We start from the raw sequence: 18,462 nt of genomic DNA, 5'->3' as shown, positions 1-18,462 counted from the left end.
GGGCATTGGGCATGGGGCATGGGGCATGGGGCATGGGGCATGGGGCATGGGGCATGGGGCATGGGGAAGAGACAAGGTAGACAAGAAAAAAGGAAAAGACTTGTTCAATAATTCCCCCTTGTCCCCTTGTCCCCTTGTCCCCTTGTCTCCCCTGCTCCCCTGCTCCCCCACTCGTTCCTGTCATCAAACTTAGAAAACTTAATAATAAAAAGCACCATAGGGGGTAAAGACCCTTAAAATGATCAGGATTTCTATTCTCGTATTCCAAGGCAACGACTATGCCCCGCCGTGACGACCTCCAGAAGATTCTACTGTTAGGTTCTGGTCCAATTGTGATCGGACAAGCCTGTGAGTTTGACTACTCTGGCACTCAAGCCTGCAAAGCGCTCCGAGAAGAAGGCTATGAAGTGGTTTTGGTCAACTCCAACCCTGCAACGATTATGACCGACCCGGAAACGGCCGATCGCACTTACATTGAGCCGTTGACACCGGAATTGGTCGAAAAAGTCATCGAAAAAGAACGCCCCGATGCTCTCCTACCAACGATGGGAGGACAAACCGCCCTCAACATCGCCGTTGCTTTAGCCAAAAATGGGGTGCTGGAAAAGTACGGCGTTGAGTTAATCGGCGCTAAACTCCCAGCGATCGAAAAAGCTGAAGATCGGAAACTTTTTGGTGAAGCAATGGCAAGGATTGGGGTAGCCGTATGTCCCAGTGGCACAGCCGAATCTTTAGAAGAAGCCAAAGCTGTTGCCCGTCAAATTGGTAGTTATCCCCTAATTATTCGTCCAGCTTTCACAATGGGTGGAAGTGGCGGCGGCATTGCCTACAACCAAGAAGAATTTGAAGAAATGGCACAGGTAGGTATAGATGCCAGCCCTGTTTCGCAAATTCTCATTGACCAGTCTTTACTCGGCTGGAAAGAATATGAACTCGAAGTGATGCGTGACTTGGCAGATAACGTGGTGATTATCTGCTCCATCGAGAACCTTGACCCTATGGGCATCCACACCGGAGACTCTATTACCGTCGCTCCCGCGCAAACCCTTACTGATAAAGAATATCAAAGGCTGCGGGATATGGCAATTAAAATCATCCGCGAGATCGGTGTGGAAACTGGCGGTTCTAATATTCAGTTTGCCATCAATCCAGTTAATGGCGATGTGGTTGTAATTGAGATGAACCCCCGCGTTTCCCGTAGTTCGGCTTTATCTTCTAAAGCCACTGGTTTCCCCATCGCCAAAATGGCCGCAAAATTGGCTGTGGGTTACACCTTGGATGAAATTAAAAATGACATCACCAAGAAAACTCCCGCGTCCTTTGAGCCGACAATTGACTATGTGGTGACAAAAATTCCCCGCTTTGCCTTTGAAAAGTTCCCCGGTTCTGACGCAGTGCTGACAACCCAAATGAAATCAGTTGGGGAAGCAATGGCAATTGGGCGCACATTCAATGAATCCTTCCAAAAGGCACTGCGATCGCTCGAAACCGGACGCGCTGGTTGGGGTTGCGACAAAGCCGAAAAATTACCCAGTGGCGAACAAATCCGCGCCCAACTGCGGACACCTAACCCCGATCGCATTTTCTCTGTGCGCCATGCCTTGCAACTAGGGATTAGTGCTGAAGAAATCTACGAACTAACTGGTATTGACCCGTGGTTCCTAGATAAATTTCAGCAACTGCTAGATGTCGAGAAATTCCTGAAGCGGACACCTTTGCAGCAATTGACAAAAGAGCAACTTTATGAAGTGAAGCGCGATGGATATAGCGATCGCCAGATTGCTTATGCCACTAAAACTACTGAAGATGAAGTTCGCGCCTACCGCAAGTCACTAGGTATTATCCCAGTTTATAAAACAGTGGATACCTGCGCTGCTGAGTTTGAAGCCTTTACCCCCTACTACTACTCTACCTACGAAGAAGAAACAGAGGTTTTGCCCGCAACCAAGCCAAAAGTGTTGATTTTGGGTGGTGGCCCTAACCGCATTGGACAGGGAATTGAGTTTGATTATTGTTGTTGTCACGCCGCTTATGCTTTGAAGAAAGCGGGGTATGAGACGATTATGGTCAACTCTAACCCAGAGACAGTTTCGACAGATTACGATACCAGCGATCGCCTTTACTTTGAGCCGTTAACAAAAGAAGATGTCCTTAACATCATCGAAACAGAAAATCCAGTTGGGGTAATTATCCAATTTGGCGGACAAACCCCGCTCAAGTTGGCTATCCCACTCCAGCAGTTTCTCAGCACTCAAGACTCAGGACTCAGCACTCAAATTTGGGGTACGTCGCCAGATTCCATCGATATGGCAGAAAACCGGGAGCGGTTTGAAAAGATTCTCCAACAGTTGAATATTTCCCAACCGCCCAATGGTATCGCGCGGAGTTACGAAGATGCGCTGATTGTTGCTAAACGCATTGGTTATCCAGTGGTAGTGCGTCCCAGCTATGTGTTGGGAGGACGGGCGATGGAAATCGTTTATTCGGATGCTGAGTTGGAACGCTACATGACCTTTGCGGTACTAGTGGAACCAGAACATCCGATTTTGATTGATAAGTTTTTGGAAAACGCAATTGAAGTTGATGTCGATGCGATCGCCGACCATACAGGAAGAGTAGTGATTGGCGGTATTATGGAACACATCGAGCAAGCGGGTATTCACTCAGGAGATTCCGCTTGTTCCTTACCTTCCATTTCCCTATCACCAGCAGTTCTCAATCAGATTCGCACTTGGACGATACAGCTAGCACAAGCATTGTCAGTCGTAGGGTTGATGAATATTCAATTTGCCGTTGTTGGTGCAAGCAGCTATTCTCCCCAAGTTTACATTCTAGAAGCCAATCCCCGCGCTTCTCGCACAGTGCCATTTGTATCTAAAGCTACGGGCGTACAGCTAGCGAAACTAGCATCCTTAATTATGTCGGGTAAAACCTTAGAGGAGCTAAATTTTACAGAGGAAGTCATTCCTATACATATTGCTGTAAAAGAAGCAGTATTACCCTTTAATAAATTCCCAGGAACTGATACAATATTGGGCCCAGAAATGAGATCCACTGGTGAGGTGATGGGGATTGACAGCGACTTTGGCCGTGCCTTTGCCAAAGCGGAGATGGGTGCTGGGGAGCGTTTACCGCTAACGGGAACTGTATTTGTATCAATGAGCGATCGCGATAAAGCTGCTGCAAGTGGTGTGGTGAAAGAATTTATCGATTTGGGCTTTACAGTGATGGCTACCCTTGGTACACGCCGAGTTCTTCTGGAACAGGGGCTAAAGATTGAATTAGTCTTAAAACTTCATGAAGGTCGTCCCCACGTCTTAGATGCGATCAAAAACCAGAAAATCCAACTGATTATCAACACACCTTCAGGGGAAGAAGCCCAGACTGATGCTAGGTTAATCCGTCGCACAGCCTTAGCTTACAAAATTCCCATCATTACTACCATCGCCGGTGCAAAAGCTACCGTCGCCGCCATCCGTTCCTTACAAAATACGACTTTGGACGTAAAAACTATCCAAGAGTATTGCCCTCTCTAGGAAGTAGGGGGTAGGGGAGCAGGGGAGCAGGGGAGCAGGGGAGACAAGGGGAATAACTACACCCAATGCCCCATGCCCCATGCCCAATTCCCCATTTACAATTCCCAATTGCCAGAAAAATTAAACAATTGTTAGAAGAGAATGAATATAGTTCTCATTGAGATATTTTAACAAATATGAGGAAAATTATTTGAACCAGATAATTTCTTAAATTGACTTTAGTCAGCCTTAAGATAGAGGGCAACGTTACATTAACTGGGAAAACCAGGAAATTTCATGTCGCCATCTAGCCAAAATCTTCTCATAAATGTTACAATTGTTAATAGGACTTACATAAAAAATGTTTAAAAAGCAACCTTTTATCTAACTGTAGATACTTGTGAAAAGTAGGAAATAACTGTAGTTTTAGCAGTTAAGAAGCCTAAATTTGATTATTATGAGCAGCCGAGTTTCTCAGGCGCGTAAGTTGCAAACCATAGTACAGGTTCCCAGTCTGACTGGGTAGCACCCTAATAAATAAAGAAAGCATCTATCCCTTAATGACCCTACCGCCAACCCCATCATTACCAAAGAGTAGCGCCATGAAGACCGCTCAGACAGCCACAGACCTCGTGCGGACTTACCTGCGTGAGATTGGCCGTGTGCCACTTTTAACCCACGAGGAAGAGATTTTCTATGGTAAACAGGTGCAACGTTCCTGCGCTTTGCACGAATCAAGGGAGTCTCTTGCCACCCAGCTAGGTCATCAACCGACTCTAGAAGAGTGGGCCAAAGCAACAAACCTAGAACCAGCAGAGTTGAATGAAGCGATCGCAGATGGTGAAATTGCCAAGCGCAAGATGGTAGAAGCCAATTTGCGGCTGGTAGTGTCCGTTGCCAAAAAATACATCAAGCGCAACGTCGATTTACTGGACTTGATCCAAGAAGGTAGTATTGGTATGCAACGGGGCGTAGAAAAGTTTGACCCCACCAAAGGGTACAGATTTTCTACTTATGCCTATTGGTGGATTCGGCAAGCTATTACTCGTGCTATAGCCGAAAAAGCTCGTACCATTCGGTTGCCGATCCATATCACCGAAAAATTAAATAAGATTAAAAAAGCACAACGCCAATTGTCTCAAAAGTTGGGACGCGCTCCTACGGCTGGGGAGCTAGCTCAAGAATTAGAATTGACGCCCAAACAAGTGCGAGAGTATTTAGAAAAGGCGCGTTTGCCTCTTTCCTTGGATTTGCGGCTGGGTGATAACTACGACACCGAACTTGGAGAAATGCTGGAAGATCCAGGCGCTTCTCCCGAAGAGTTTGTGATGCAATCTTCCCTATCTTATGACTTAGATCGCCTGATGGGCGATCTCACGCCACAACAAAGGGAAGTAATCACACTGCGTTTTGGCTTAACTGATGGGCAAGCTCTGACTCTGGCTAGAATTGGTGAAATATTGAACATCAGTCGAGAACGAGTCCGACAAATTGAACGGGAAGCCTTAAGCAAACTTCGCAAGTCTAAAGCCAACATGGATGAATATTTGGCAAGTTAGTCATTTGTCATTAGTCATTTGTCATTAGTTGTTAACAAAGGACTAAAGACCAATGACTACTGACCAATTGGTGAGAAAATACGCTGACTTTGGTACGGTTACACCTACTTCCACTCTTACGCTAGGCTGTTACATTAGTTGACAGGAAGACAAAATAACTAAGTCAAATCCAAAACAAACATTTAATATTCAAATCACAAGCACCGCAGCTAATAGTGGTAGTTAAGGAGCTAAAAAATGAGTAACCCATCCAATCGTGTCTCAGAATTTTTTAATAGCGAAGCAGAAACTAACGATTTACTATGGCAGTACGTTAAATCCTTGAGTCCAGAGACAGTTACCCAGCTATCCAAACCCACGTCTGCCGAAGTCTTTCAGGTAATGGAACGAAATATTACAGGACTATTAGGTAATCTACCTTCAGAACACTTTGGTGTTACTGTCACCACAAATCGGGAAAATTTAGGTAGGCTTCTTGCTTCTGCGATGATTAGTGGTTATTTCTTACGTAACGCCGAACAGAGAATGAATTTTGAAATGGCCTTACAAGGATCTGATACCGACAACAGCGAAATTGACTAGAAATGTAAAATTTGGGAAATTCAATCAATAGTGTTGAACTGATAGCTAGTTATAGTTACAGCGATACGAGTTGAAAATAAGTCTCTGCGAAATCTTTACCGCTAATTTCCGATTATACATCAGTTAAGTTTTTTAAAATATCCAAAATAGTGACTAATTCAGGTTGAAATTTAAACGCAGAGGAACGCGGAGTTTTTGATTCCGCTTCTCTGTGAACTCCTGTAATTTTGTCTTGATTCAATCAATTATTGATGTCAGGCTAGTTAGGTAGAACTCCCGAATCTATGCAGAATACCGGAAAATTCCTTTCCTCTAGGCCTTTGCGGTCTTAATAAGAAGTTTTTAGCCAGACACGATATTAGAGGTGTATTTGTAGATGATTAATGCACATTTGTGGATAAACGAACAGTACTAAATGACTTTTGCAATAAATAAATCTAAACTCGGCAGAGTTACAAGTAGTCTGCCGAGTTTTGTTATTAGTCAAGAATCAAAATTCAGGAATTCTTTCTCTACTCTCTACTCGCCATTCAATTATGAGTGAAACCAGTTCTTTCCCACCCCATAAAATCATTGGTGTTGCAGTAATTTGGAATGACCAAAAGCAAATTTTGATTGACCGCCGTCGTCCAGAAGGAGCGATGGGTGGTTTGTGGGAATTTCCTGGTGGTAAAATAGAGCCTGGTGAAACCATCCAAGAATGTATTCAACGGGAAATTTCCGAAGAACTGGGAATAGTAATTGAAGTGGGAGAGCATCTGATTACTATTGACCACAGTTATACAAACTTGCGCGTTACCCTCACAGTACATCACTGCCGCCATCTTACAGGTATCCCCCAACCTTTGGAATCCGATGAAATTCGCTGGGTAAATTTGGAAGAACTAGAGCATTTTACTTTTCCGAAAGCAAATACTCAAATTATTGCTGCATTAAAAGGAAGTGGGGGCTAGGAAAGAAGCAGAGGGGCAGGGGAGCAGGGGGCAGAGGAGCGGGGGATGAGGGAGATGAGGGGACAAGGAGATAAACAAAACTCCTAACTCCTAACTCTTAACTCTTAACTCAGCACGGGCTAAACCTTAGCTTTCCGCTAACAGCACTCCTAACGCCCAATGCCCAATGACAAATGACAAATGACCAATCCCGTAACAATCTATTAATTGCATCAGGTTGAGTCCCGCAATTTTCTACAATAGGCGCAGGGACTTTGATTTAAGGTGTCAGCAAATAAATGCCTAAAACCGTTGCCGATGTGATGAGCCGCGATCCTATTGTTGTCCGGGAGGAAACTCCACTCAAGGAAGCTATCCAAATTCTCGCAGAACGCCATATCAGCGGACTACCTGTTGTGGACGATCTCGGTAAATTGGTAGGCATTATCTCGGAAACTGATTTGATGTGGCAAGAAACTGGTGTTACTCCACCTGCGTACATTATGTTTCTTGATAGTGTTATCTATTTAAAAAATCCTGCTACGTATGACCGTGATTTGCATAAGGCTTTAGGGCAAACCGTCGGGGAGGTGATGAGTAAAAACCCGATCGCTATTTCCCCTGATAAAACTTTAAAAGAAGCAGCTACAATCATGCACGATCGCAGCGTTCACCGCTTGCCAGTACTTGATAGTACAGGTCAAGTAATTGGTATCCTGACTCGTGGTGATGTTATTCGGGCTATGGCTGCTAGTCAAGATTAGTCAGCTGTCATTAGTCATTAGTCATGAGTTCTTGATACTTAACTGTTGACTTTTGACTCTTTTTTATACATTTGAAAATCAAGGATAACTAAATGAGTATTACTCCGGAGTCTGTTAAGCAATTGCTCAGTTCTGAGGATTTAGGCGATCGCTTACGTGCTGTAAATCAAATCCGCGAATTGGAACCTGCGGTTGGCTTTGAATTAATTCAAAGTGCTATTGGCGATCGCAATTCCCGTGTTCGTTACTCAGCAGTGAGTCAAATGGATACACTTGGAACCCAAGATTTACAGTTATCCTTGGATATCTTGCGCGATCGTTTGCTTCATGACTCCGAAGTAGATGTACAAGCAGCAGCAGCAGACTGTTTAGGCGCTCTGAAGTTAAGTGAAGCTTTTGAAGATTTACAGCAGCTTTATCACACAACCGAGGAATGGCTAATACAATTCAGTATTATTGCTACATTAGGAGAGTTGGGCGATCCACGAGCCTTTGAACTACTCAAAGAGGCACTTTCATCAGAAAATGAATTAGTCCAAACTGCTGCTATTAGTTCTTTGGGTGACTTGGGAGATGTACAAGCAATTCCTCTCTTGGCTCCTTATGCTACCAACCCAGATTGGCAAATTCGTTACAGACTTGTACAAGCCTTAGCTCGTTTGGGTAATCCAGAAGCCAAATCTATATTAGAAACTTTGGCTAATGATGAAGTAGATGCGATCGCAAGCGAAGCGAAACAATCTTTGCAGTCAGTTTAAGTCTATCTAATACCAATTTGAAAAAAGAATGCGACAAATAGACTATTTGTAGAGACGCGATTCATCGCGTCTTTACCCAAGAATGTGTTGCAATCATTAATTGAATTGGTATAAGGTTAAGAAAATTCACCATTCATATAGATTTATCTGACAGTATAAAAAATTCGACCTGGTTGGGAGAATTTGCATTCCAGCCAGATCGAATAGATTAATTAGAGTTACTTTTAGCAATTAAAGGTAACTTTTTTATATTTAGGATAGGACTATTGAATGGCACTTTTGCGGCGGCGAGACATAACCATGCCAGCACCAACTAAACCTAAACCTAGCATTGTGGTTGGCTCAGGAACGCTAACTGCTTCGAGAGTTAAGTGGTACTCGCTTGTTTTTCCATTAAGAGAAGCACCCAAATTGCCAATCCCAATAGTTTTTCCATTGAAATTAAATTTCCCCGTAATCCCATCCAATATTACGTCATTAATGTTGGTAGCCGATTTCCGAGTTCTGGTAACTACAGAATCATCTAGATCAAAGGTAAGAAGCGCAGTAGTACTACCCAAGGTTCGCGAACCGAAATTAATGAACGGGGTGTAAACGCCTGTAGAATATGTAGCTGTTGTGCTTGATACATTAGCTATCTTGGTTAAATTTAGAGTGTTAATGGTAATACCTGTGCCTGATAAGCTTGGTGAGAAGGCGGCAAAATCACCATTAGTATCAATACCATCAACATCAACAAATTTAATACTAGTAGTAGCTGGATTGACTCCATCATTAGGAACGATAGATGTACCAGTAAGACCAATACTTCCGTTCAAGGTTACAGCTTGAGCCGAACCAGCAGATGTAAACATCCCAGCAGTAGCCAAGGGGATTGCAAAACTAGCAGCTAAAGTAGCGTTTAGTAATTTAGATTTAAAATTAATCATGAGTGTTTGAGAGTCCTAATAATAACCTGGAACAGAGAAATTGATTGCTTGACCTTTACTATCAGTAATCTATTTAAAATACTGTCAGTGAAAGCGAAACTTGCGTGATGTATTTCTTATCTCCATAAAATCACATAGACTTAGAACCTGCAATATTTACTGAGTGGTCTTCATCACATCTTCAATTAACAAATAGTCTTCATAAAATTTTAATTTCTTACATATCTGCGCTTCGTATATCTCTTACTCTCTAGGGTTGAAATTATTGGCAATAGCTCCAACTTCAAGAAAAATTATTTACGCAAATATACTTGTAACGGTATATAAAAATACTATTAGCAGCTAAACTCTATTTTAGATAAATGGAGTATGAAGTGTATCTATAATCTTTCTAGTTACTAAATATTTAGTGAAACGGTTCCTCTCATAGAATAAATGGGAGGCACCGCTGTATTTGTTTACTATAGATAGTCTTTTTGAATATTTGTAACAAATAGCTAGTTGCTAGCTATTATCTCTGTTCTCAAATCTGTCAGATTTTTTAAATGCTAAGAGCCATATACCTGTGGCCAGGTTGTCACAACAAAAACTACAACTGCGGCGATCGCTAACAATCCTTGAATCAAATTTCCAACCAAAGACCCAACTACAATTCCTATACCTGCTTTAACCGCTAACCCAAATTCACGTCGGTAAAGGTACTCACCAATAATTGCTCCCAAAAGCGGGCCTAGTAAAATTCCTAACAGTGGCCCCCCAAAAGGTAAAGTTGGCAATAATCCCAAAAATCCTACCACCAAACCAACAATTGCGCCAATTTGCCCCCACTTGCTAGCTCCAGCTTGTTTTGCTCCTACATAGCTAGCTAAAAAATCTACTCCGACACTGAGCAGTAAAACTATAATTGTCACAATTAGTGGAATCTTGATAGCTGCAAAAGAACTACTAACGATGCCCCAGACAATAATTGCAATTAAAATTAAACTGCTACCGGGAATGGCTGGAACTACAGCACCAATAATACCCACAACCATTACAGCAACTAATAGCCAATAAATAATCTGCATAGATTAATTGTAAATTTCCAAATTTTCTCACAGAGACGCACGTCTGTGCGCCCCTACTGTATATTCTATCTGGGTAAGATAGCGAAAAATACCTAGTACACTGTGGTGTAAGTTTGCCTAATGCTTCTAAACTGCTATTTAAAAGCTCAAAACCCATGACGAGAAAAATATTAACTGGACTAAGTTCGGAAGCCTACGAACACCCCTTCGATCGCAAAGCCTTGGCTTCTTTACAAAATATGCCCGGTGTCTCACTACTACTCAAAAAAATTAACGAATACGGTATCGATCGCCTACTTAGACTGCAAAGTCTTGGTAGTGAAATCAGAATTTCGCCCCGTAATTTTCCCGAATTACATCAAGCATTTGTAGAAACCTGCCAAATTCTTGATGTTGCTCCACTTCCTGAATTGTATCTATTTCGAGGCACAGGTCACATTCAAAGCTACATTGTTGGCGTAGAAAAACCCATTGTCGGTATCAATTTAGATGCAATGGAGTGGCTTGGCGTAGATGAGTTGCTTTACATTTTCGGACATGAAGTCGCTCGCATCAAAAGTCAGCACATGGTTTATCACCAAATGGCAATTGTTATGCCAACTTTGAAAAATTTGTTGAGCAGTACCACACTCGGAGTCGGTGGCTTGGTAGCTGGCGGAATGGAACTAGGTTTGTATAATTGGCGAATGATGGCTAGATTCACTGCCGATCGGGCTGCAATGCTTGCTTGTCAGGATATTGACGTAGCAACTACTACACTGATGAAACTTGCAGGTTTACCAGATGAGTACTTGACTAGTGCTGTAATTGAAGATTTTCTTATCCAAGCCCGTGAATTTGCATCCAATAACTTTGATAGCGTGGATAAAGTCACTAAAATATTAAGCTATACAGAGCCTGGGCTTTCTTGGATAGTTATGCGGGCTGGCGAATTATTAAAATGGGTTGATTCAGGAGCTTATGATAATTTAATTCAACAGACAAATTTAAATATCCCGGGAGAACCAGAAGAAAAAGAAGCAAAGACACCAGAAGAAAAGGAAGGTTGGAATTTTTTGACTTCTTGGTGACTTAATAATTCGTAATTCGTAATTAACTATAGATACAAGCAAGTTAATTTGAGTAGGAATTACAAATTACGAGTTATTGTCCCACATGACCAAGCTAAATTTTTACGTCACTTAGTTGGATAAAGTCGAGTCAAGAGTAACGGCTAATTTATCAGCAATTCCTGCAATCCAGTTTTCATCTTGTTTGGTGTAACTGCGAGGAGCATTCGCGCCCAAAATTAACGCACCTTGGTTGCCAATAGGTTGACAAATTACACCTTGAGTATTTTCTGGTAAATAATCAAATTCAACTCTACCTGGATATATTTTTAGAGCAACTAAATAAATCGGCTTTTGTTTTTCGAGTACCTGTTTTAAGATTACTCCTGGCACAACCTCAGATTTAGTACTCAGAATGCCACGACGCAACAAAACTTTACCTTGATAAAAAACCACAAGCGATCGCGTTACTGTATTAGTCAACAATAAATGAGATGCCCAGGCTAGCTCTGTTTTTACAGCTTCGGGTAAATCTGGTGCGAGTACAAAACCTTCTTCTCCTATTAGTTCTACAGTATCAGGCGATCGCGGCTGAACTTGTTGCCAAATTAAACCCGTCAAAATTAACACCGCACTCAAAATCACGCCCACTACATCACCACGCGATTGAGACTGGGTTAATTCCGGTGTTAATAAACGGTTAATCAATAAAAGTACAGCGCCTAGACCACCTACAACAATGGGTAGACGCCGCAAAACTCGATTAGGATCGGGTTTAGTCATTTGTCATTTGTCATTTGTCATTTGTTATTGGGCATGGGGCATTAGTTATTATTATTTTCCTCTGCCCCCTGCTCCCCTGCTCCCCTGCCCCCCTACCTCATCTCCTTACTCTTCCCCTGGTTCAATAATCCGCTGGAAAAGATAACCAGTACCCCGCGCGGTAAGAATCAATTCTGGGTTGCTAGGATCGTCTTCTAATTTTGCCCGCAAACGCGATATATGCACATCTACTACGCGGGTATCTACATGACGTTCTGGTGTATAACCCCATACTTCCTGCAAAATTTCCGAACGAGAAAAAGCTTCTCCAGAGCGACTGACTAACAACTCTAACAAGCTGAACTCCATACCCGTCAATCGAATCCGCTCATCGCCTTTGTAGACTTGTCGCTTATTCGTATCGATTTTAATATTAGCGACATGAATTACCCCAGAACTGGGAATTCCAGAAGCACCGTTTTTATCTACTCGCCGCAGCACCGAGCGAATCCGGGCTTCTAGCTCTTTGGGGGAAAATGGTTTAACTACATAGTCATCAGCACCCAATTCTAACCCGGTGATGCGATCGGCGACATCACCCAAAGCTGTTAGCATAATAATGGGGACATCTGATTCTTTTCGTAATTCTTGACATACACCATAGCCGTCTAACTTTGGCATCATTACATCTAAAACTACCAGGTCAGGCTCAGTTTTGCGAAAAGTATCCAAAGCTTCTTCCCCGTCGCCAGCGGTCACTACATCGTAGCCAATCATGGAAAGGCGTGTTTCCAAAATCCGGCGAATGCTGGCTTCGTCGTCTACCACCAAGATTTTTTCTTTATGGCTTTCCAAGTTTCTCTAGGCTCCTTGACTAAAAATTTACATGATTAATTTTTAATACCATAATATTAAGATATCATTCCATGAATTGATTTGGAAAAAGCTCTAAATACCACATATTATTAGTTTTTAGTTTTTTTCAAGAATTAAGTAAATATTAAGATTATTTAATAAGATTTAAGAATGGCAAAGCCAAAAACCTTTTTTGTTTGTAATGAATGTGGAGCAGAATCGCCCCAATGGTTTGGTAAGTGTCCAGCTTGCGGTACTTACAACTCTCTAGAAGAACAAATTTCGATTCAATCCTCAGTAGATGTACCCAGTCGGGGGGGAGTGAGTGGTTGGCAATCAACTCAAAGCAATGGCAAATCTCACGCTAAACCAGCTAAAGCGCGAGCCTCCTTAACATTTAACCAAATTACCGATCGCCAAATCGCTCGCTGGGAGTCTGGTTATGGAGAATTAGATCGAGTACTTGGCGGTGGGGTTGTCCCTGGCTCTATGGTACTGATTGGTGGCGATCCAGGGATTGGTAAATCGACTTTATTGTTGCAAGTATCTAATCAATTAGCACAGAAATATCGCATCCTTTACGTAACCGGTGAAGAATCAGGACAGCAGGTAAAATTACGAGCTTCTCGGTTGGGAGTATCAAAACCCCTAAGTATGGTAAACGAGGAGAAGGTAACAGTAGTAGTAGAAGATACTACGATTTCTATAGACCCTGACAGTATAGGTGCAGATTTATATGTACTGCCAGAAACAGATTTAGAAGAAATTTTACGGGAAATAGACTCTCTCAAACCAAATGTGGCGGTAATTGATAGTATCCAAACAGTGTTTTTTCCGGCGTTGACTTCTGCACCAGGTTCAGTGGCTCAGGTACGAGAATGTACCGCAGCACTGATGAAAGTGGCGAAGCACGAAGATATCACCATGCTGATTGTGGGACACGTCACCAAAGAAGGAGCGATCGCTGGGCCAAAAGTTTTAGAACATTTAGTCGATACAGTGTTGTATTTTGAAGGCGATCGCTTTGCCTCGCATCGGTTATTGCGGACAGTCAAAAACCGCTTCGGCGCAACTCACGAAATCGGCATCTTTGAAATGGTGACAGATGGATTGCGAGAAGTCTCCAATCCCTCAGAGCTATTTTTAGGCAACCGTGACGATCCCGCACCAGGTACTGCCATTGTCGTGGCTTGTGAAGGCACTCGCCCGATCGTTGTAGAATTGCAAGCTTTGGTGAGTCCCACCAGCTACCCCTCACCCCGTCGTGCTGGAACTGGCGTAGATTACAACCGCTTGGTGCAAATTCTTGCCGTCTTAGAAAAACGGGTGGGAATTCCTATGTCAAAATTGGATTCCTACGTTGCGTCTGCGGGTGGGTTGAATGTGGAAGAACCAGCAGTAGATTTGGGAATTGCGATCGCAATTGTCGCTAGTTTCCGCGATCGCATCGTCGATCCCGGTACAGTATTAATCGGTGAAGTTGGGTTAGGTGGACAAGTGCGATCGGTTTCCCAAATGGAACTGCGGTTAAAAGAAGCTGCTAAGTTGGGATTTAAACGAGCGATCGTCCCTAAAGGACAAAAATTCCCCGATCTTGATATCGAGATTTTACCCGTTGCCAAAGTAATAGATGCGATTATTGCCGCCATCCCGCATCAAGAATTGACAGCCGACGATTTAGAACCTGATGAAGATGAGTAACTATTGGGGACTAGGAAGATGAGGGAGATGAGGGAGCAGGGAAGAAGTTGCAGTAAGTTTTTCCCCTCTCCCCCTCTGCCCCTGTGCACCCCTGCCTTCTCTTTCCCAATGCCCAATGACGCCAGTCGCCTCAAGTCGGGAAACCCGCCCACAGCGCTGGCTCCCCAATGCCCAATCCTAAAGGAAAACCGATCATGACAGCCCTCACCCAAGACTACCAAATCACTTGGGAAAAACTACCCGATGATTACAAACTGCCAGATGATCCAGTGGATAACATCAACCAACCAGCCTTAGCTGCTGCACTTACAGAAAGCCTACAATTAGCCGGAAAAATTTCAGCTAACGCCCTAACAACAACTAATTACGGTATTTGTGCCACTTTAAACAACAAAATGGTCATTAAAGCTCCTGATTGGGCTTTTATTGCCAAAATTAATGTTAGTAGAGAAGAAGTAATACGCAGTTACACACCTCAATTACAGGGTGATATTCCCGTAATTGTGATGGAATTTATTTCCGATACACAGGAAACAGAATATTCTATCAAAGCAACATATCCCCCAGGAAAATGGTTTTTCTACGAGCGCATCTTAAAAGTACCAAACTATATTATCTTTGAGCCAGATAGCGGCAGTTTCGAGATGTATCGCTTGCAGAATACAGAACAATACATTTTGCAAGGGCCTGATGAAAATCAACTCTACTGGATAGCAGAAATGAATCTTTACCTTGGGGTGTGGCAAGGTACTCGTGAAAATCGCCCAGGAAATTGGTTACGGTGGTGGGACGAACAAGAAAACCTTTTACCTTGGGGTTCTGAGTTAGCCGAACAAGAACGCCAACGCGCCGAACAAGAACAACAACGCGCCGAACGACTAGCAGCACAATTGCGAGCGGCAGGAATTGAACCTAAATATTAGACTTCTTGTAAATAATTTAGGATTGCTAGGTTTAGTTAAAAATTTGCTAAATCTAGCATTTTTTTATAGCAATAAAATCTTAAATAACTCGAATTAGACCTAATTTATTGACATTAAAATTTCGGAATTATTGATAGAAATTTTTGAATTAATAGTTGATAAGTATAATTTTATACATTAAAATGAAACCATGATAAAGGCGATCGCCTAATCCCGCGAAGAAGAATGCGATCGCCCTTATCTGTCCCCCTTATCAGGAGATAAATACAATCATGGCACAACAAGAAGATTCCGCCCAGTCAAAGTTAGAACAGTTCTTAGGTGAATATTTAGATACACCTACTGTCAAACAATCAACTGAACAGCCATTTCCCAAGAGAGAACCGATTAAGCATATATTGATTGGTTCAACCAAAGCTGTTACCAGTACAATTCACTATTTGCAGGTAATTGGCTACGCCAGCGTAGGGGATTGGAGTCCACTGGTACCAACCGGCAACCCAGATGAGGTAATGAGTATTTTAATCCGGCAAATTCTCATGCAATAAACCCTAATTAGATCCCCGACTTTTTAAAAAAGTCGGGGATCTGGACAGTGCAAATTTTCACAAATCAGATAGGATTATTGGATTAATTTCTGTCTATTCCCATGTCCCTGTTTTCTGTCTCGTTAGATTCTTGCGCTTCATTAGCAATCATCCCATTGATGTAGGTAACAATTATCACTAATTCTCCAATTGCTTCCAATTCAGCCTCTTCTTCTGATGTCTGAGAATTAGCTGTTTTCTTATCAACAAGTTCTTGCATCCGATCTGACAATTCATCTGTAATTTTAAATAGATTAATATTACTAACTTTTTCAAGTCGAATACCATTCTCTAGCCAGGATGAGGGTTTAATAGGTGCGATCGCCATAAGTTTATTACAATTGGATATATCGCTTATTGTAGGCTCCATCAGCATTGCTTAAAGTTTACCTTGCTAAATGCCCGTAATGAAACAAATCAAAATTATTGTAGAAAAACATTCTGACAGTTATGTTGCCTATCCTCTTGGTATAAAAGGGGCTGTAGTTGGTCAAGGAAACACTTATGAAGAAGCCTTAGCCGATGTCAAGTCAGCTATTCGCTGCTATATCGAGATATTTGGCAAAGAAATACTTGAAGATGACTCACCAGTAATCGAAGCTTTTATGACAGATGCAGAGGTGGCTATTTAATGCCTAAGTTTCCTGTAGATGCTCCCAAGAAGAGAGTTATTAAAGCATTTGAGTTATTGGGGTTTCGCATAGTTCGGGAACACGAACATATTGTTATGGCGCGAGAAAATGAAGATGGATCGCAAACACCATTAGTTATGCCTAATTAATCTCAAATTAAATCAGGGACATTAAGATCAATTTGTACTCAAGTAGGTATCTCGCGGGACGAATTCTTAACAGCCTATGAGCAAAGTTGAGTAAAGATGCCAAAAATTGATGTTTATGGTGTGCCAAAATAAAATATCAGTGAAACTACAGTCTTGAGCAATGGCGTGGAATTCGGGGCAGCAGTTATTTGGCGATCGCTACATAATCGAGAGAAAATTAGGCGAAGGTGGAGTTGGTATTACCTATCTCGCTAAAAATCGACGCGGCGAGTTGCGAGTTATCAAAACTCTCAGAGAACAAATCCTCAACGATCCCAAATAGATACCACATCAAGATAAATTACGGCATGACTTTCGAGATGAAGCTTTGCGACTGGCTTTGTGTCGCCATCCTGATGTTGTGCAGGTAGAAAATGTCTTTGATGAAGGTAATTTGCCATGTATAGCGATGGAGTACATCGAAGGCGAAGATTTGGGCAAGCTGATAACCGAAAAAGGGGCGTTACCAGAAGCAGAAGCACTACTATATATTAGGCAAATTGGCGAAGCTTTGATATTGGTTCATGAGAAAGGCTTGCTGCATCGGGATTTGAAGCCGAGTAATATTATGATGCGTGCGGGTAAACCAGAAGCGGTGCTAATTGACTTTGGTCTTGCGAGACAATTTATTTCCGGTGCAGCTTTACAGCATACAGAGAGTGTTACTCATGGTTACGCGCCACCAGAACAATATGCACCCGTCGAACAACGAGGAGAATATATAGATGTTTACGCCTTCGCAGCTACATTATATTCTTTAGTGACTGGACAATTGCCCATGCCAGCACCAGCTAGGCTGCAAAATTTTACGCTACAAGCACCCAAGGAGTTGAATGGCAGTGTTAGCGATCGGGTGAATGAGGCAATTATGAAGGGGATGGCGTTAAATTATGAGTTGCGTCCTCAGTCTGTGCAGGAGTGGTTGGATTTGTTGGGTGCAAGTCCCATACCGCCAACACAACCGGTAATATCTCGTTTCAATACGCCCTTATCTTGGGAATGCGCTCATCTAATCCCAGGTATTTCCAGGATAATAGCCCTTAGCTCTAAGGAAGATATCTTAGCAAGCGTGGCAGGTTCAGTAATTCACTTATTTTCATCAACTACAGGTCAACTTATCCGCACTCTGACTGGTCATTCCGACTCGGTTGATTCCGTCGCCATCAGTAGTGATGGGCAAATCTTGGCTAGTGGTAGTAAGGACAACACTATCAAACTGTGGAATGTGCAAACAGGTAAAGAAATTCGCACCCTAACTGGTCATTCCAACTGGGTTTATTCCGTCGCCATCAGTAGCAATGGGCAAATCTTGGCTAGTGGTAGTTTCGACGGAATTATTAAACTGTGGAATGTGCAAACAGGTAAAGAAATTCGCACCCTATCTGGTCATTCCGCCTGTGTTTTTTCAGTCGCCATCAGTAGCGATAGGCAAATCTTGGCTAGTGGTAGTAGTGACGAAACTATTAAACTGTGGAATCTGCAAACAGGCAGAGAAATTCGCACCCTAACTGGTCATTCCGGCTTGGTTTATTCCGTCGCCATCAGTAGTAATGGGCAAATCTTGGCTAGTGGTAGTTGGGACAAAACTATTAAACTGTGGAATGTGCAAACAGGCAGAGAAATTCGCACCCTAACTGGTCATTCCGGCTTGGTTTATTC

The 18,462-nt window shown here is 42.6% G+C and carries 19 protein-coding genes and 1 pseudogene; 14 read left to right on the top strand and 6 right to left on the bottom strand.

What is annotated here, in order from left to right; all coding sequences use genetic code 11:
• Positions 1–184, bottom strand: a pseudogene (locus RM049_RS33535) (hypothetical protein); the annotation flags it as partial.
• 94 nt (positions 185–278) lie between these two features.
• Here RM049_RS33535 and carB point away from each other — a divergent pair.
• The 6 genes from carB (at position 279) to nblB (ending at position 8,110) form a co-directional block, all read left to right on the top strand.
• The gene (gene carB / locus RM049_RS33530) at positions 279–3,536 is read left to right on the top strand and encodes a carbamoyl-phosphate synthase large subunit (protein ID WP_322707258.1); all 3,258 of its coding nucleotides are present in this window, start codon (positions 279–281) and stop codon (positions 3,534–3,536) included.
• A 581-nt stretch (positions 3,537–4,117) separates the two neighbouring features.
• Positions 4,118–5,074 carry an RNA polymerase sigma factor, RpoD/SigA family gene (locus tag RM049_RS33525; protein ID WP_104909800.1) on the top strand — a complete coding sequence of 319 codons (957 nt, stop codon included), beginning with the start codon at positions 4,118–4,120 and terminating at the stop codon, positions 5,072–5,074.
• 237 nt (positions 5,075–5,311) lie between these two features.
• Positions 5,312–5,656 carry a DUF760 domain-containing protein gene (locus tag RM049_RS33520; RefSeq protein WP_322687721.1) on the top strand — a complete coding sequence of 115 codons (345 nt, stop codon included), beginning with the start codon at positions 5,312–5,314 and terminating at the stop codon, positions 5,654–5,656.
• 536 nt (positions 5,657–6,192) lie between these two features.
• Positions 6,193–6,609, top strand: coding sequence for an 8-oxo-dGTP diphosphatase MutT (gene mutT / locus RM049_RS33515; RefSeq protein ID WP_322702113.1), 417 nt, complete (start codon positions 6,193–6,195; stop codon positions 6,607–6,609).
• A 278-nt stretch (positions 6,610–6,887) separates the two neighbouring features.
• Complete coding sequence (locus tag RM049_RS33510) at positions 6,888–7,352, top strand: CBS domain-containing protein (protein ID WP_322669771.1); 465 nt, start codon at positions 6,888–6,890, stop codon at positions 7,350–7,352.
• A 92-nt stretch (positions 7,353–7,444) separates the two neighbouring features.
• Complete coding sequence (nblB, locus tag RM049_RS33505) at positions 7,445–8,110, top strand: phycobilisome degradation protein NblB (protein WP_322669770.1); 666 nt, start codon at positions 7,445–7,447, stop codon at positions 8,108–8,110.
• A gap of 263 nt (positions 8,111–8,373) precedes the next feature.
• Here the strand turns inward: nblB and RM049_RS33500 are convergent, their stop codons facing one another.
• Entirely contained in the window at positions 8,374–9,039 is a 666-nt protein-coding gene (locus RM049_RS33500) for a PEP-CTERM sorting domain-containing protein (protein ID WP_322707257.1), read from the bottom strand.
• Positions 9,040–9,587: 548 nt separating this feature from the next.
• On the bottom strand, positions 9,588–10,106 hold the full coding sequence (locus RM049_RS33495) for a DUF456 domain-containing protein (protein ID WP_322707256.1): 519 nt from the start codon (positions 10,104–10,106) through the stop codon (positions 9,588–9,590).
• A gap of 155 nt (positions 10,107–10,261) precedes the next feature.
• On the opposite strand from RM049_RS33495, the gene RM049_RS33490 reads away from it, so the two are divergent.
• Positions 10,262–11,176 carry a M48 family metallopeptidase gene (locus tag RM049_RS33490; protein WP_322707255.1) on the top strand — a complete coding sequence of 305 codons (915 nt, stop codon included), beginning with the start codon at positions 10,262–10,264 and terminating at the stop codon, positions 11,174–11,176.
• Positions 11,177–11,287: 111 nt separating this feature from the next.
• Here the strand turns inward: RM049_RS33490 and RM049_RS33485 are convergent, their stop codons facing one another.
• Both RM049_RS33485 and rpaB read right to left on the bottom strand, forming a co-directional pair.
• Positions 11,288–11,938 (bottom strand): cofactor assembly of complex C subunit B, encoded by a 651-nt coding sequence (locus RM049_RS33485; protein ID WP_322707254.1) that lies wholly within the window; start codon positions 11,936–11,938, stop codon positions 11,288–11,290.
• A gap of 105 nt (positions 11,939–12,043) precedes the next feature.
• Complete coding sequence (gene rpaB / locus RM049_RS33480; RefSeq protein ID WP_292866575.1) at positions 12,044–12,772, bottom strand: response regulator transcription factor RpaB; 729 nt, start codon at positions 12,770–12,772, stop codon at positions 12,044–12,046.
• A gap of 171 nt (positions 12,773–12,943) precedes the next feature.
• Between rpaB and radA the strand changes: the two genes are divergently transcribed.
• From radA to RM049_RS33465, 3 genes are all read left to right on the top strand, one after another.
• Positions 12,944–14,473, top strand: a complete 1,530-nt coding sequence (radA, locus tag RM049_RS33475; protein WP_322669765.1) for a DNA repair protein RadA — start codon at positions 12,944–12,946, stop codon at positions 14,471–14,473.
• A gap of 194 nt (positions 14,474–14,667) precedes the next feature.
• Positions 14,668–15,396: a Uma2 family endonuclease gene (locus RM049_RS33470; RefSeq protein WP_322707253.1), complete on the top strand. Its 729-nt coding sequence runs from the start codon at positions 14,668–14,670 to the stop codon at positions 15,394–15,396.
• Positions 15,397–15,668: 272 nt separating this feature from the next.
• Positions 15,669–15,944 carry a hypothetical protein gene (locus tag RM049_RS33465; protein ID WP_322707252.1) on the top strand — a complete coding sequence of 92 codons (276 nt, stop codon included), beginning with the start codon at positions 15,669–15,671 and terminating at the stop codon, positions 15,942–15,944.
• An 82-nt stretch (positions 15,945–16,026) separates the two neighbouring features.
• Here the strand turns inward: RM049_RS33465 and RM049_RS33460 are convergent, their stop codons facing one another.
• Positions 16,027–16,353 (bottom strand): hypothetical protein, encoded by a 327-nt coding sequence (locus tag RM049_RS33460; protein ID WP_322707251.1) that lies wholly within the window; start codon positions 16,351–16,353, stop codon positions 16,027–16,029.
• Positions 16,354–16,390: 37 nt separating this feature from the next.
• Here RM049_RS33460 and RM049_RS33455 point away from each other — a divergent pair, with 37 nt between their 5' ends.
• The 4 genes from RM049_RS33455 to RM049_RS33445 form a co-directional block, all read left to right on the top strand.
• On the top strand, positions 16,391–16,615 hold the full coding sequence (locus RM049_RS33455) for a hypothetical protein (RefSeq protein WP_322707250.1): 225 nt from the start codon (positions 16,391–16,393) through the stop codon (positions 16,613–16,615).
• A complete protein-coding gene (locus RM049_RS33450) occupies positions 16,615–16,764 on the top strand; it encodes a hypothetical protein (protein WP_322707249.1) in 150 nt (49 codons plus the stop codon). The genes RM049_RS33455 and RM049_RS33450 overlap by 1 nt, the downstream gene beginning before the upstream one ends.
• 160 nt (positions 16,765–16,924) lie before the next feature.
• Positions 16,925–17,086 (top strand): hypothetical protein, encoded by a 162-nt coding sequence (locus RM049_RS39460; RefSeq protein ID WP_416212681.1) that lies wholly within the window; start codon positions 16,925–16,927, stop codon positions 17,084–17,086.
• Between the two features lie 45 nt (positions 17,087–17,131).
• Positions 17,132–18,462, top strand: a 1,331-nt coding sequence (locus RM049_RS33445; protein WP_416212680.1) for a protein kinase domain-containing protein, incomplete at its 3' end; no start/stop codon positions are given.

Source organism: Nostoc sp. DedQUE04 (assembly GCF_034530995.1).
GTDB lineage: Bacteria > Cyanobacteriota > Cyanobacteriia > Cyanobacteriales > Nostocaceae > Nostoc.
This window is presented reverse-complemented; position numbering and strand designations above follow the sequence as displayed.